Source organism: Microbacter sp. GSS18, assembly GCA_029319145.1.
Classification (GTDB): Bacteria; Actinomycetota; Actinomycetes; order Actinomycetales; family Microbacteriaceae; genus Microbacterium.
This window is the reverse complement of the sequence record CP119753.1, coordinates 1,003,151-1,016,260: the sequence shown is the minus strand read 5'-3', so window position 1 is coordinate 1,016,260 and position 13,110 is coordinate 1,003,151. Positions and strand designations below refer to the sequence as shown.

At 70.7% G+C, this 13,110-nt stretch carries 11 protein-coding genes; 6 read left to right on the top strand and 5 right to left on the bottom strand.

Annotated features, from left to right (window positions below):
- Positions 1 to 12: 12 nt before the first annotated feature.
- Positions 13 to 1,029 carry a sugar-transfer associated ATP-grasp domain-containing protein gene (locus P0L94_04830; GenBank protein WES65396.1) on the top strand — a complete coding sequence of 339 codons (1,017 nt, stop codon included), beginning with the start codon at positions 13 to 15 and terminating at the stop codon, positions 1,027 to 1,029.
- A gap of 59 nt (positions 1,030 to 1,088) precedes the next feature.
- Here P0L94_04830 and P0L94_04825 read toward each other — a convergent pair whose 3' ends face one another.
- The 3 genes from P0L94_04825 to P0L94_04815 all read right to left on the bottom strand — a co-directional run bounded on the left by P0L94_04825 (position 1,089) and on the right by P0L94_04815 (position 4,300).
- A complete protein-coding gene (locus tag P0L94_04825) occupies positions 1,089 to 1,787 on the bottom strand; it encodes a coenzyme F420-0:L-glutamate ligase (GenBank protein WES65395.1) in 699 nt (232 codons plus the stop codon).
- Positions 1,784 to 3,106 carry an RNA polymerase sigma factor gene (locus P0L94_04820; protein ID WES65394.1) on the bottom strand — a complete coding sequence of 441 codons (1,323 nt, stop codon included), beginning with the start codon at positions 3,104 to 3,106 and terminating at the stop codon, positions 1,784 to 1,786. The genes P0L94_04825 and P0L94_04820 overlap by 4 nt, the downstream gene beginning before the upstream one ends.
- A 270-nt stretch (positions 3,107 to 3,376) precedes the next feature.
- A complete protein-coding gene (locus P0L94_04815; protein ID WES65393.1) occupies positions 3,377 to 4,300 on the bottom strand; it encodes a PAC2 family protein in 924 nt (307 codons plus the stop codon).
- 84 nt (positions 4,301 to 4,384) lie between these two features.
- Between P0L94_04815 and P0L94_04810 the strand changes: the two genes are divergently transcribed.
- The 3 genes from P0L94_04810 to sucB all read left to right on the top strand — a co-directional run bounded on the left by P0L94_04810 (position 4,385) and on the right by sucB (position 9,010).
- Complete coding sequence (locus P0L94_04810; protein ID WES65392.1) at positions 4,385 to 5,857, top strand: leucyl aminopeptidase; 1,473 nt, start codon at positions 4,385 to 4,387, stop codon at positions 5,855 to 5,857.
- A complete protein-coding gene (lpdA, locus tag P0L94_04805; protein WES65391.1) occupies positions 5,854 to 7,227 on the top strand; it encodes a dihydrolipoyl dehydrogenase in 1,374 nt (457 codons plus the stop codon). Before P0L94_04810 ends, lpdA begins: the two co-directional genes overlap by 4 nt.
- 64 nt (positions 7,228 to 7,291) lie before the next feature.
- Positions 7,292 to 9,010: a 2-oxoglutarate dehydrogenase, E2 component, dihydrolipoamide succinyltransferase gene (gene sucB, locus P0L94_04800; protein WES65390.1), complete on the top strand. Its 1,719-nt coding sequence runs from the start codon at positions 7,292 to 7,294 to the stop codon at positions 9,008 to 9,010.
- Between the two features lie 6 nt (positions 9,011 to 9,016).
- Here sucB and P0L94_04795 read toward each other — a convergent pair whose 3' ends face one another.
- Positions 9,017 to 10,303 carry a hypothetical protein gene (locus tag P0L94_04795; protein WES65389.1) on the bottom strand — a complete coding sequence of 429 codons (1,287 nt, stop codon included), beginning with the start codon at positions 10,301 to 10,303 and terminating at the stop codon, positions 9,017 to 9,019.
- Positions 10,304 to 10,427: 124 nt separating this feature from the next.
- On the opposite strand from P0L94_04795, the gene P0L94_04790 reads away from it, so the two are divergent.
- Positions 10,428 to 11,138: a DUF4191 domain-containing protein gene (locus P0L94_04790; GenBank protein WES65388.1), complete on the top strand. Its 711-nt coding sequence runs from the start codon at positions 10,428 to 10,430 to the stop codon at positions 11,136 to 11,138.
- A 2-nt stretch (positions 11,139 to 11,140) separates the two neighbouring features.
- Here P0L94_04790 and P0L94_04785 read toward each other — a convergent pair whose 3' ends face one another.
- Positions 11,141 to 11,533: a hypothetical protein gene (locus P0L94_04785; GenBank protein ID WES65387.1), complete on the bottom strand. Its 393-nt coding sequence runs from the start codon at positions 11,531 to 11,533 to the stop codon at positions 11,141 to 11,143.
- A gap of 134 nt (positions 11,534 to 11,667) precedes the next feature.
- On the opposite strand from P0L94_04785, the gene glnA reads away from it, so the two are divergent.
- Entirely contained in the window at positions 11,668 to 13,092 is a 1,425-nt protein-coding gene (gene glnA / locus P0L94_04780; protein WES65386.1) for a type I glutamate--ammonia ligase, read from the top strand.
- The last annotated feature ends 18 nt before the right edge of the window (positions 13,093 to 13,110 follow it).

Here is a 13,110-nt window from a genome sequence, read left to right as displayed (position 1 = left end):
CTTTGGAGACCCATGCCCACGCTCGGCCTCGCACCCCGCCTCCGCTACCTCGCCGCCCGCGCCCGCCGCATCGACGTGGGCTCCGTGTGGGAGCGCGCCAAGGAGACCAGCGAGCTGCACGGCAAGTGGACTCCTGCCGTCGTCGTCGACATGCTGTGGTCGGCGGGTTTCCGGCAGGTCGGATTCCAGGACTACGTCGACTACGACTTCGCGATCCTCACGGCGGCCGAGCGCGCGACCTACATGACCCATCCGGTGTCCAACGAGCTGTCGCAGAGGTTCGACGATCCGGCCCACCGTCACGTCTTCCACGACAAGCTTGAGTTCGACCGCACGTTCTCGGACTTCCTGAAGCGGGACTGGATGGTGGTCGAGGAGGGCAACGCCGACGAGGTGCGCGCGTTCACCGAGCGGCTCGGAACCGTCGTGACCAAGGAGCCGATCGGTCAGGCCGGCACCGGCGTCCATCGCTACCACGCGTCGGAGGTCGAGGACTGGGAGGCCTTCCATCGCGGACTGCTGGAGCGCGGCGAGCTGCTGATCGAAGAGGTCATCCGGCAGCATCCGGATCTGGCCGCCGTGTGCCCTGGAACGGTCAACACGACGCGTGTGACCGCGTTCTTCGACGGTGAGAGGACGCACATCCTCGCGATGGCCCAGAAGTTCGGCCGCGGCGAGGTGAGCGACCAGATGACGTTCGGCGGCTTCTACACGATGCTCGACGACGACGGGCACGCTGTGGGCCCTGGCTACGACTCGCACGCCCACGTCCACGAGGTCCACCCGGACTCGGGGCTGCGCATCGCGGACTTCCAGCTGCCGATGGTCGAAGAGGTCAAGGCGTTCGTCGATCAGGTCGCCCGCGTCGTGCCGCAGGTGCAGTACGTCGGCTGGGACATCGTGGTGACGCCCGACGGGCCCGTCCTGGTCGAGGGCAACTGGGGCGCCGGCGTGTACGAGAACAAGCCGAGCGTCACCGGCATCCGCACCGGCCACAAGCAGCGCTACCGAGACGCCATCGGGTTCTGACGCGAAGTGGCCCCGGCCCGCCGAGGCGGGACCGGGGCCGGTGCATGCCGTGCGGGGCGTCAGACGGGGCGCACGATCCCGAGCGGTGTCGACTGGTGCCCCTGACCGAGCGGGTTGTCGCCCAGGATCTGCACCAGACGCTTCTCGCCGGCCGCGTCGAGCGTCGAGCCGAGGATGTTGCCGCCGAGGTCGTTGATGTCGACGACGGCGACCTCGACGCCGCGCGCCAGCAGCGTCTGCAGGTGGCGCGCGACCTCGCGAGGCTTGCTCGGGCCGAGCACGACCGCCTTGTTGTAGGGCGGGATGGTGCCGCTGGTGGGACCGTCGATGGCGCGTGCCTTGTCGCCGGCGATGCGGTAGAAGTCGCCCTTGCGCCCGAACGCCTTGGTGACGGCCGACACGGCCGCGGCGAACAGGATGCGGGGCGTGCCGCACTCGCGCAGCGCCATCTCCATCGTCTCGGGCATGCCGAGACCGATCCCGTACGGCGTGCGCGTGACGTACTTCGACAGGAAGAGCGCGAGCCTGCGTGGCTGGATCTCCTCGACCAGGTACGACCGGCCCTGCGTGATGGCCACGATCTTCTCGGTGACGAACAGGATGTCGCCCGCCTCGACGACGCCGGACGCGTACTCGCTGATGAACGCGTCCAGGTCGTCGCCGGGCATGACGACCCGCGTTCGGATCGGGATGCGCTGATACGACGCCCCGTCGACCTGGATCTCGAGTGCCTTGCCGGCGTTGGCCTGCCCGCTCACTCGAGGTAGTCCCGCAGCGACTGCGACCGCGAGGGGTGACGCAGCTTCGCCATGGTCTTCGACTCGATCTGACGGATCCGCTCCCGTGTCACGCCGAACGTGTCGCCGATCTGGTCGAGGGTCTTGGGCTGGCCGTCGCCCAGGCCGAAGCGCATGCGGATCACGCCCGCCTCGCGCTCGGAGAGCGAGTCCAGCAGCGACTCGAGCTGACGCTGAAGCATCGTGAAGCCCACGGCGTCCGCGGGGACGACCGCGTCGGTGTCCTCGATCAGATCGCCGAACTCGCTGTCGCCGTCCTCACCGAGGGGCGTGTGCAGCGAGATGGGCTCGCGGCCGTACTTCTGGACCTCGATGACCTTCTCGGGGGTCATGTCGAGCTCGCGGCTGAGCTCCTCGGGCGTGGGCTCGCGGCCCAGGTCCTGCAGCATCTGGCGCTGCACGCGTGCGAGCTTGTTGATGACCTCGACCATGTGCACCGGGATGCGGATGGTGCGGGCCTGGTCTGCCATGGCGCGCGTGATCGCCTGACGGATCCACCACGTGGCGTACGTCGAGAACTTGAAGCCCTTGGTGTAGTCGAACTTCTCCACGGCGCGGATGAGGCCCAGGTTGCCCTCCTGGATGAGGTCCAGGAACTGCATGCCGCGGCCGGTGTAGCGCTTGGCGAGGGACACCACGAGGCGCAGGTTCGCGCCGAGCAGGTGGCTCTTGGCGCGCTGGCCGTCGCGGGCGACCCACTGCAGGTCCAGGCCCAGCTGCGAGGACTTCTCGGCCGCCGACATGTGCGACAGCTTCTCCTCGGCGAACAGGCCGGCCTCGATGCGCATGGCCAGCTCGACCTCTTCGGCCGCGTTCAGCAGCGGGACCTTGCCGATCTGCTTCAGGTAGTCCTTCACCGGGTCGGCGGTCGCGCCCGTGATGGTGGTCGAGTAGACCGGGACCTCGTCCTCGTCGCCGGAGCGGATGACGATGGCGCCGGTCGGCAGCGGCTCGACGGCCGGCTTCGGGGCGCTGTCGTCATCGTCGTCGTCCGACGAGCCCTTGGCGCCCGACTTGCCCGAGTCGGCCTCGTCGGAGTCGTTGTCCGCGTCGAGATCGGCGGCCTCGTCGATGTCGACGTCCTCGTCGTCCTCGCCGTCGTTCTTCTTCTTCTTGGGCGCAGCCTTCTTCGGGGAGGCCTTGCCCTTGCGCGCGCCCGCGGCGGGCGCCTTCTTGGCGGGAGCCTTCTTCGCCGCCGTCGCCTGGGTCGCCTCGACGTCTTCCGTCTCGGTGTCCTTCGCTGCCGCTGCTCGTGCCTTGGTGTTCGTGCCTGGAGTCACGTCTCGCCTTTCACCGACGGTTCCCGTGCTGTCGCCGGTCGTCTTCGGACACTAGTAAGACCCTTGTCAAGTCCCCCCGGGCCGCACAAGTGCGTCCACGACACGGTTGACAACGGGTCAGAGCGTCCATTATCGCATACTCGTCGCGCGGGCATGGTGAATCGAACCGCGCGTCCACCCAGGTCCAACGCCCGCCGGCCGACGGGAATTCCCCGGGGCGAGAACGGATCCCCGTCCGAAGAGGCCGCGTGGCGAGGAAGGCCGACTCCCTCAGGACGAGAAGGGATCCTCATCCGAAGAGGGTCGCGTGGCGAGGAAGCGCTCGAGCTCCGCGGCCAGTTCGTCCGCGCTCGGCAGGTCGCCGGTGTGGACCATCGGCGTGGCGTTCGTCGACCCGGCCATGTAGGAGTCGTAGCGCTCCTCGAGCTGCTCGACCATGCGGGACAGCTCGTCGCTGGCCTCCACCTGCTCGTCGACCTTCGTGAGGTAGTCCTTGTTCTCCTCGCGCAGCGCATCGCCGTCGAACACGAGACCCGTCGCCGCGGTGAGCGAATCGAGCGCCGCCAGCGCGGCGGCCGGGTACTCGGTGTCCGCGAGGTAGTGCGGCACGAGCAGCACGAACGAGGCAACCGGCGTCCCGGACGCCGCGAGACGGTACTCGATCAGGTGGCCGGCGGTCGCCGGCACCTCGGTCTGGGGCTGCCACACCGAGTGCGCGGCCGTCAGCTCAGCCCGCGTGCCGCTCACCGTCGTCCCGAGGGGACGCGTGTGCGGCACCGGCATCGGGATCGCGTGGACCCACGTCACGGTCGAGACCGCGTACTCCTCGCACAGCTGGAGCACCGCCTGCGTGAAGGCGTCCCACGCGAAGTCGGGCTCGTAGCCGGCGAGGACGAGGAACGGTCGACCGTCGCTGTCGTGGGCCAGCGACAGCTCGAGGCGCGCGGGACGGAAGTCGCTGAGGTGGTCCTTGTCGAAGGCGATGACGGGTCGTCGCGCCCGGTAGTCCAGGAGCGTGTCGTTGGAGAAGACCGCCAGCGGGATCGGATCGAGGTCGTCCCGCACGAACGACACCACCTGGCTCACGGCGCTGCCCGCGTCGGTGAAGCCGGTGAGGGCGATCACCAGGGCGAGGCCCCGCGGCACGGGCGGCGCCGTGGCGGCGCGCTCGAAGATCGGTCCGGGAAACGGCATGGCTCAATGCTACGAGCCGCGCGCGACACCCGGCCGCACCAGGGTCCCGCTCTCAGCGAACACGACGTCCCTAGGATGGGTGTCATGTCGTTCCCCGACCTCGAGTCCCGAGCCGAGCCCATCCGAGAGTCCGACGCCGACGCCCTTCTGCTGGCGCTGCCTCCGGTCGCCGAGATCCCCGACGAGGTCCTGGCCGACTGGCCCGGACTGCGCGAGGCGCTCGATGCGACCGGGTTCAGCGGCGCCCCTTCGTCCTTCCAGCGGGTCTACGCCCCCGAGGCCACGACCCGTCCGCTCGCCGTCGTCGGGACCGGCCCCGCCCCCGATGCCGCGGCCGTTCGGCTCGCCGTCGGCGCGGCCGTGCGCACCCTCACCGGCTTCGAGCGCGTCGCCGTCTCCTCCCCCACCGCCCCGGAACTGTGGCGCGCGGTCGCCGAGGGGGCGGCGCTGGGCGGCTACCGGTTCGACGGGTACAAGTCCGAGTCCCCCAAGCCGCGAGCATCCGTCGTGCAGGTGCACGCGGGCGAGGCCGACGACGCGGTCCTGGATGCCGTGCGTGCGGAAGCGGCCGCCGTCGCGCTGGTGAAGGACCTCGTGTCGATCCCCGCCGAGTGGCTGGGGCCCGCCGACTTCGCGGTTCGAGCAGAGGAGGCGGTCGACGGCCTGCCGGTCACCGTCGAGGTGCTCGACGAGGACGCGCTGCGGGACGGGGGCTACGGCGGCATCCTCGGTGTCGGACAGGGCTCCGACCGCCCACCGCGTCTGATCCGCCTCGACTACGCGCCCGACGACGCCGCGCGCCACGTCGCGCTCGTCGGAAAGGGCATCACGTTCGACACCGGTGGGCTCTCGCTCAAGCCCTCGTCCTCGATGGTCGGGATGAAGTACGACATGGCCGGCGCCGCGACGGTGCTCGCCGTGCTGCGTGCCGTCGCCGCCGTCGGCGCGCCGGTCCGCGTCACCGCGTGGCTCTGCGTCGCCGACAACATGCCGTCCGGCCGCGCGACGCGCCCGGGCGACGTCCTGCGGATGGCGGACGGCACGACGGTGGAGGTCCTCAACACGGATGCCGAGGGCCGCCTCGTCCTGGCCGACGGGCTCGTCGCGGCCAGCCGCGAGGATCCCGACGTGATCGTCGACGTCGCGACGCTGACCGGTGCGATCACCGTCGCCCTCGGCACGCGCCACACCGGCGTGATGGGTGACGACGCCACGGTCGCCGAGTACCTCGAGGCCGCCGCCGGGGCTGCCGAGCATGCGTGGCAGCTTCCGCTGCCGGACCACATGGTCGACGAGCTGGACTCGCCCATCGCGGATCTGCAGAACGCCAAGATCGGCGACACGGCCGGCGGATCGCTGTTCGCCGGTCTCTTCCTGCGCCACTTCGTGGGTCGCTCCGGCGAGGGCGACGACGCTCCCCGGATCCCCTGGGTCCACCTCGACATCGCCGGCGCCGGCTGGAACAAGGGCGCCCCGCACGGCTACACCGACAAGGGTCCGACCGCCGCGTCCGTCCGGAGCCTCATCCGCTTCCTCACCGCGGAGCGCACCGCATGAGCGACCACGTCTTCGACCTCGTGGTCCTGGGCGGCGGAAGCGGCGGATACGCCGCGGCGCTGCGCGCCGCCGAACTCGGCAGATCCGTCGCGCTCGTCGAGAAGTCGAAGGTCGGCGGCACGTGCCTCCATCGCGGCTGCATCCCGACCAAGGCCCTCCTCCACGCCGCCGAAGTCGCACAGTCCGCGCGGGACGGCGCGTCGATCGGCATCCGGACCTCGTTCGACGGCGTCGACGCGGCGGGCGTCCGCGCGTACCGTGAGGGCATCGTGCACAAGAAGCACAAGGGGCTGGAGGGTCTGATCAAGGCGCGCGGCATCACCGTGGTGGCCGGCGAGGGGCGACTCGAACCGGGCCCGACGGTGCGGGTCGGGCACGACACCTACACCGGCACCGACGTCGTGCTGGCCACCGGCTCCTACAGCAGGACGCTGCCGGGCCTCGAGCTGGGCGGCCGCATCCTCGCCAGCGAGCACGCGCTGGACCTCGAGGAGATCCCGCGCACGGCGATCATCCTGGGCGGCGGGGTCATCGGCGTCGAGTTCGCCAGCATCTGGCGGTCCTTCGGCGTCGAGGTCACGATCGTCGAGGCGCTCGACCGGCTGGTGCCCGCCGAGGACGCCGCCTCCAGCAAGGCTCTCGAGCGCGCCTTCCGCCGCCGCGGCATCACGTCGCGACTCGGTGTGCGCTTCGCGTCGGCGACGCAGACGGCCGATGACGTCACCGTGGACCTCGCCGACGGGTCCAGCCTGACCGCGGACGTGCTGCTGGTGGCCGTCGGGCGCGGCCCCGCGACCGCGGGGATGGGCTTCGAGGAGGCCGGCGTCGAGCTGGACCGCGGCTTCGTCCGCACCGACGAGCGCCTGCGCACGGACACCGCGCACGTGTGGGCTGTCGGCGACATCGTCGCGGGCCCGCAGCTGGCGCACCGTGGCTTCCAGCAGGGGATCTTCGTGGCCGAGGAGATCGCCGGTCTCGCGCCGGTGCTCGTGCCCGACGACATGATCCCCAAGGTGGCCTATTGTTCTCCAGAGGTCGCTTCGGTCGGCCTCACCGAGACGGCCGCCGCCGAGGCGTTCGGCGCCGAGGCGGTGCGCGCGTACGAGTACAACCTCGCCGGCAACGGCAAGAGCGAGATCCTCGGCACGTCGGGGATCGTGAAGGTCGTCCGCCGCACCGACGGTCCTGTCGTCGGCGTCCACCTCGTCGGCGACCGCGTCGGCGAGCTCATCACCGAGGCGCAGCTCGCCATCGGGTGGGAAGCCCACCCGGAGGACATCGCCCCGTTCATCCATGCCCACCCGACTCAGAGCGAAGCCCTCGGCGAAGCGTTCCTCGCGCTGGCAGGCAAGCCCCTCCACGCGCTGTGACGTCCCGGGTCCACTCGCATCACTAAGCTAGACACCAATCAGGAATCCTGAAGGAGACATCCCCATGAGCACTTCTGTGGTCCTCCCCGCGCTCGGCGAGAGCGTCACCGAGGGAACGGTCACCCGCTGGCTCAAGCAGGTCGGCGACACCGTCGAGGCCGACGAAGGACTGCTCGAGATCTCGACCGACAAGGTCGACACCGAGATTCCCTCGCCGGTCGGCGGCGTCATCGAGGAGATCCTCGTCCAGGAGGACGAGACCGTCGAGGTGGGCGCCGTGCTCGCGAAGATCGGAGACGGCTCGGCTGCGGCCGCCCCGGCTCCGGCCGACGAAGCCGCCCCCGCCGCCGAGGCCGCCCCCGCCGCCGAGGCGGCTCCCGCTGCCGAGGCCGCTCCCGCCGCCGAGCCCGCCCCCGCGGCGGCGCCGGCCGCGACCGGAGGCAAGGACGTCGTGCTCCCCGAGCTCGGCGAGTCGGTCACCGAGGGCACCGTGACCCGCTGGCTGAAGGAGGTCGGCGACGACGTCGCGGTCGACGAGCCGCTGCTGGAGATCTCGACCGACAAGGTCGACACCGAGATCCCGTCACCGTTCGCCGGGACGCTGCAGGAGATCCTGGTCGCCGAGGACGAGACCGTCGAGGTCGGCGCCGCGCTCGCCCGCATCGGCGAGGGGGCACCTGCCGCCGCTTCCGCCCCCGAGGCCGCGCCGGAGCCTGCTCCGGCACCCGAGCCCGAGCCGGCCCCCGAGCCAGCCCCCGCGGCCGCGCCCGAGCCGGCTCCTGCTCCTGCCCCGGCTGCCGCTCCGGCCCCGGCTGCCGCTCCGGCCCCGGCTGCTGCTCCGGCCCCGGCTGCCGCGCCGGCCCCGGCTGCCGCGCCGGCTGCCGACGACTCGGTCACCTACGTCACTCCGCTCGTGCGCCGCCTGGCCCAGCAGCAGGGTGTGGATCTGACGACCGTCACCGGCACGGGCGTCGGCGGGCGTATCCGCAAGGAGGACGTCCTCAAGGCCGCGCAGGCCCCGGCTCCGGCCGAGAAGGCCGCCCCGGCCCCGACCGTGGAGGTCTCGCCGCTGCGCGGAACCACTCAGCCGATGTCGCGCCTGCGCAAGGTCCTCGCCGAGCGCGCGGTGGCGTCGATGCAGGCGACCGCGCAGCTGACGACCGTGGTCGAGGTCGACGTGACGAACGTCTCCGCCTACCGCGACCGCGTCAAGGCCGACTTCCTGGCGAAGACCGGCGACAAGCTGTCGTTCCTGCCGTTCTTCGCGCTGGCCGCCGCCGAGGCGCTGCAGGCGTACCCCGTGATCAACGCCACGGTGGACGGCGACCAGATCGTCTATCCCGCGACCGAGAACCTCTCGATCGCGGTGGACACCGAGCGCGGTCTGCTGACGCCGGTGCTGCGCGACGCCGCCGAGAAGAACCTCGCCGAGATCGCTCACGAGATCGCGGACCTCGCGGCACGCACGCGTGACAACAAGCTCAAGCCCGACGAGCTGGCGGGCGGGACGTTCACGCTGACCAACACCGGTTCGCGCGGCGCCCTGTTCGACACTCCGGTCGTCTTCCTGCCGCAGTCGGCGATCCTGGGCACCGGCACCGTCGTGAAGCGTCCCGGGCTGGTCAAGGTCGGCGGGCAGGATGCCATCGCCGTCCGCTCGTACGTCTACCTGGCGCTGTCCTACGATCACCGCATCATCGACGGCGCCGACGCGGCGCGCTTCCTGAGCGCGGTCAAGACCCGCCTCGAGCAGGCCGACTTCGAGGCCCAGCTCGGGATCTGATCGGCTTCAGCCCTCCGATGGCTGCTGTGCGACGTCGTACACGTCGCGCAGCAGCCATCGGCCGTTCTGGCGTGCGATGACCACGATCTGCGTCCCCTCCCGTCCGCCCGCCCCGCCGACCTCCGCGACGGCGACGTCCCCCAGATCGTCCAGCAGAGCCACATGCCGCTGAGAGCCGGAGAGATCGAGCGCCCACGGTGCGAACTCCCGCAGCCCGTCCGACTGGACCTCGCCGAGGCACACCGGGTCACCCGCGCAGTCGATGCGGGCGTCGAGCAGAAGGCCGACGATGGTCGCCAGGTCGGTCTCGGGTCCGGGCGTCGGGGACGGCGCGGACGCCGTGGGCGCGGCGGACACGCCCGGCGTCTCCCGGACCGCAGCCGTCGCACCGCCCGCCGCCCAGCCGGGCTCCTCGCCCGGCTGCGGCCACAGCAGCCCGCCCGCCACGACGGCGGCGCCGGCGGCGGCCGCCGCCAGCCACACCCGGCCGCGGCGGGGCTCGCGGCGCCCGGCTCGCCAGAATGCCGTCGTGACGCGCGAGGCGATGTCGGCGACGTCGGCGTCGACCGAGCGCGCTGCGCGGGCGATCCACCCGGGCTCCCCGTCCGGCGCCTGGCCCGCGCCGCCCGCGTCCGCCCGAGCATCGACGGCGAGGGAGCGCGCCGTGCGCGGTTCGCGGAGGTCGGTGGTCAGGGGCCGGGGCGCCGCCGCGGCGAAGAGCACCGCCTCGGCCTCCTCGAGTGCGCGCGTGGACACCCGTTCTCCGCCCGCGACGCGGATCGCGTGTGCCCACGCATCGGCGGCCGAGGCGGGCGCGATCCGCGTCAGCAGCGCGCACACGGCATCCGTCGCCGCTTCGTCGCCGGCTCCGGGAGCCAGAATCGGGCGCCCGTCGGCGGTGAGCCACCACTGCGCCGCTGACCGGCGACCGCCCTCGTCCAGTTCCGCCAGACCGCGCATCGCGCTCACACCGAGCGTGACGGCCTCCCCGGCCGAGATCGGCCGGTGAGCGCTCTCGCGGCGATCCAGGAAGCGATCGACCCGCTCCCGGCACAGTCGAAGGACGACGTCGTGGCCGCCGCTGCGGCGGACCACGTCGACCGGAGCGACGACGTGGCCCTCGGGATCCGCGCGCCAGCCCGCCCAGTCGGCGCCGAGCGCCTCGGCGTCGACGAGCAGGCACGGCTCCTGGGCGTCGTGCTGCGCGAGCACGCCCGCGTACGGCGACTCCCGTCCGCCGGCGACATGGCGGAGCGTGCGGTACGGCGACGCCGGATGATCCTGATCGGCCATGCGGACACGATGACGCAGGCACCGGGGGCGGGTGTCGGGGCGACGGCCTCCTGTGGACGGACCCCGGCGCATCCGCCGCTGGGGAGGAGACGGCGATGCGGCAGGAAAAGGTAGTCTGGAGGGTATGGCAGCTCGCAGTACCGCACCCGAGAAGCGGCCCGGCTTCTTCGCCCAGATCCGCACCCTCTACACCTTCACGCAGAAGAGCTTCCGCTGGCTGCCGTTCCTGATCGCGGGAATCCTCGCCCTCGGCGTCATCGCGGGCCTGGGTCTCGGCTTCCTGATCCCGCCGGTGGCGGTGTGGACGGTCATCCTGTGGGGCGTCACGGGCCTGATGGCCGGTGTTCTGGCCTCGATGATGACCATGACGCGCCTGTCGACGATCGCGATGTACCGCCAGATCGACGGAATGCCCGGAGCGGCCGGACACGTCATGTCGACGGCGCTCGGCCGTCGCTGGCAGGCGAGCGACATGCCCGTCGGCGTCAACCCCAAGACGCAGGAGGCGGTCTACCGCGCGATCGGCCGCGGCGGCGTCGTCATCGTCGGCGAGGGGGCCCGCGGGCGCCTGACGCGTCTGGTCAACGACGAGCGGTCCAAAGTGCAGCGCGTGGCGCAGGGGGTGCCCGTGACCGTCTTCTACATCGGCCACGGCGAGGACGAGGTGCCGATCTCCAAGCTCGCCTCGAGCATCAAGTCGCTTCCGAAGAAGATCGACCGCGCCACGATGGGCGCCGTCATCAAGCGCATCGACTCCGTGTCGCAGTCGGTGACGTCGCTGCCGATTCCCAAGGGCATCGACCCGCAGCGGGTGCGCGCGCAGCGCCCGCGCTGAGCTCAGGCGCGGACCAGCACCGTCCCGGCCGCCTTGTCGTGCAGGCCCCGCTGGTCCGCGTCCCAGATGGCGGCGGGGATCACCACGAGCAGCAGCGCCGTCCGGAGCACGGGCCGCCACAGTCCCACCCAGCCGCCGTCGACGCGCTGCAGGCGCATGCCGAACACGCGATGCCCGGGGCTCCCCTGGATGGTCGGGATGAAGGCGATCTGGATGATGGCGAAGATCGCCAGGATCGCCAGCGGGTCCCAGTCGAAGAACCCCGAGATCAGGTACGCCGCTCCGTAGTCGAAGAAGAGCGCCGCGACCCGCCGGCCGAGGCGGGCGATCGACCCCGATCCCTCGCTCGGCAGTCCGAGACGCTGACCGGGGTACTCCTGGGGAACCTGTGTCACCTCCTCAGCGTACTCAGGCCCGTGTAACATGCTCGAAACAAACCGGTCACTGCCGGGCAATGCCCTCCCGGTACGTTTCCAGCAAGCTCGCTTTGCGAGTTGCACTTCCCGATGCCCAGACCTCTGGAGAGTTCATGTTCAGTGATTCATCCGAGGTGCTGAAGTTCATCAAGGACGAGGACGTCAAGTTCCTCGACATCCGTTTCACGGATCTCCCTGGTGTCCAGCAGCACTTCAACATCCCGGCCTCCACCGTGGACGAGGAGTTCTTCACCGTCGGACAGCTGTTCGACGGATCCTCGATCCGCGGCTTCGCCAACATCCACGAGTCGGACATGCAGCTGATCCCGGATGTCTCGACCGCCTACCTCGACCCGTTCCGCGAGGCGAAGACGCTCGTGATGGTCTTCGACATCTACAACCCGCGCAACGGCGAGATCTACGCGAAGGACCCGCGCCAGGTCGCGAAGAAGGCCGAGAAGTACCTCGCCTCCACCGGGATCGCCGACACCGCGTTCTTCGCCCCCGAGGCGGAGTTCTACATCTTCGACGACGTCCGCTACGAGGTGAAGCAGAACTCCAGCTTCTACTCGGTGGACTCCGAGGAGGGCGCCTGGAACACCGGTCGCGTCGAAGAGGGCGGAAACCTCGCCAACAAGACGCCCTACAAGGGCGGCTACTTCCCCGTCTCGCCGGTCGACAAGACGGCGGACCTCCGCGACGACATCAGCCTCAAGCTGATCGAGGGCGGTCTCGAGCTCGAGCGCGCGCACCACGAGGTGGGCACCGGCGGTCAGCAGGAGATCAACTACAAGTTCGACACGATGGTCCACGCCGCGGACGACATCCTGAAGTTCAAGTACATCGTCAAGAACGTCGCCGAGCAGTGGGGCAAGGTCGCGACCTTCATGCCCAAGCCGCTCTTCGGCGACAACGGCTCGGGTATGCACACCCACCAGTCGCTGTGGCTCGACGGCAAGCCCCTCTTCTACGACGAGAAGGGCTACGGCGGCCTGTCGGACCTCGCCCGCTGGTACATCGGCGGTCTGCTGGCCCACGCGCCGGCCGTCCTCGCCTTCACCAACCCCACCCTCAACAGCTACCACCGCCTGGTGAAGGGCTTCGAGGCGCCGGTCAACCTGGTGTACTCGGCCGGCAACCGCTCGGCGGCCATCCGCATCCCGATCACCGGCACCAACCCCAAGGCCAAGCGCATCGAGTTCCGCGCGCCGGACGCCTCGGGCAACCCGTATCTCGCGTTCGCCGCGCAGATGATGGCCGGCATCGACGGCATCATCAACCGCATCGAGCCCCACGAGCCGGTCGACAAGGACCTCTACGAGCTGCCGCCCGAGGAGGCCAAGAACATCCCGCAGGTGCCGAACTCGCTGCTGGACTCGCTGGAGGCCCTCCGCGCCGACCACGAGTTCCTCACGCGCGGCAACGTGTTCACGCCCGAGCTCATCGAGACGTGGATCGAGTACAAGATCGAGAACGAGATCCAGCCGCTCGCGCAGCGTCCTCACCCGTTCGAGTTCGAGCTGTACTTCGGCGTCTGACTCGACACCGCACACAGG

What these genes read in the sequence shown, in the direction of transcription:
- P0L94_04810 (WES65392.1), top strand. Translation starts at nt 4,385, where the DNA reads ATGTCGTTCCCCGACCTCGAGTCCCGAGCCGAGCCCATCCGAGAGTCC.
- P0L94_04795 (WES65389.1), bottom strand. Translation starts at nt 10,303, where the DNA reads ATGGCCGATCAGGATCATCCGGCGTCGCCGTACCGCACGCTCCGCCAT.
- P0L94_04815 (WES65393.1), bottom strand. Translation starts at nt 4,300, where the DNA reads ATGCCGTTTCCCGGACCGATCTTCGAGCGCGCCGCCACGGCGCCGCCC.
- lpdA (WES65391.1), top strand. Translation starts at nt 5,854, where the DNA reads ATGAGCGACCACGTCTTCGACCTCGTGGTCCTGGGCGGCGGAAGCGGC.
- P0L94_04790 (WES65388.1), top strand. Translation starts at nt 10,428, where the DNA reads ATGGCAGCTCGCAGTACCGCACCCGAGAAGCGGCCCGGCTTCTTCGCC.
- P0L94_04830 (WES65396.1), top strand. Translation starts at nt 13, where the DNA reads ATGCCCACGCTCGGCCTCGCACCCCGCCTCCGCTACCTCGCCGCCCGC.
- glnA (WES65386.1), top strand. Translation starts at nt 11,668, where the DNA reads ATGTTCAGTGATTCATCCGAGGTGCTGAAGTTCATCAAGGACGAGGAC.
- sucB (WES65390.1), top strand. Translation starts at nt 7,292, where the DNA reads ATGAGCACTTCTGTGGTCCTCCCCGCGCTCGGCGAGAGCGTCACCGAG.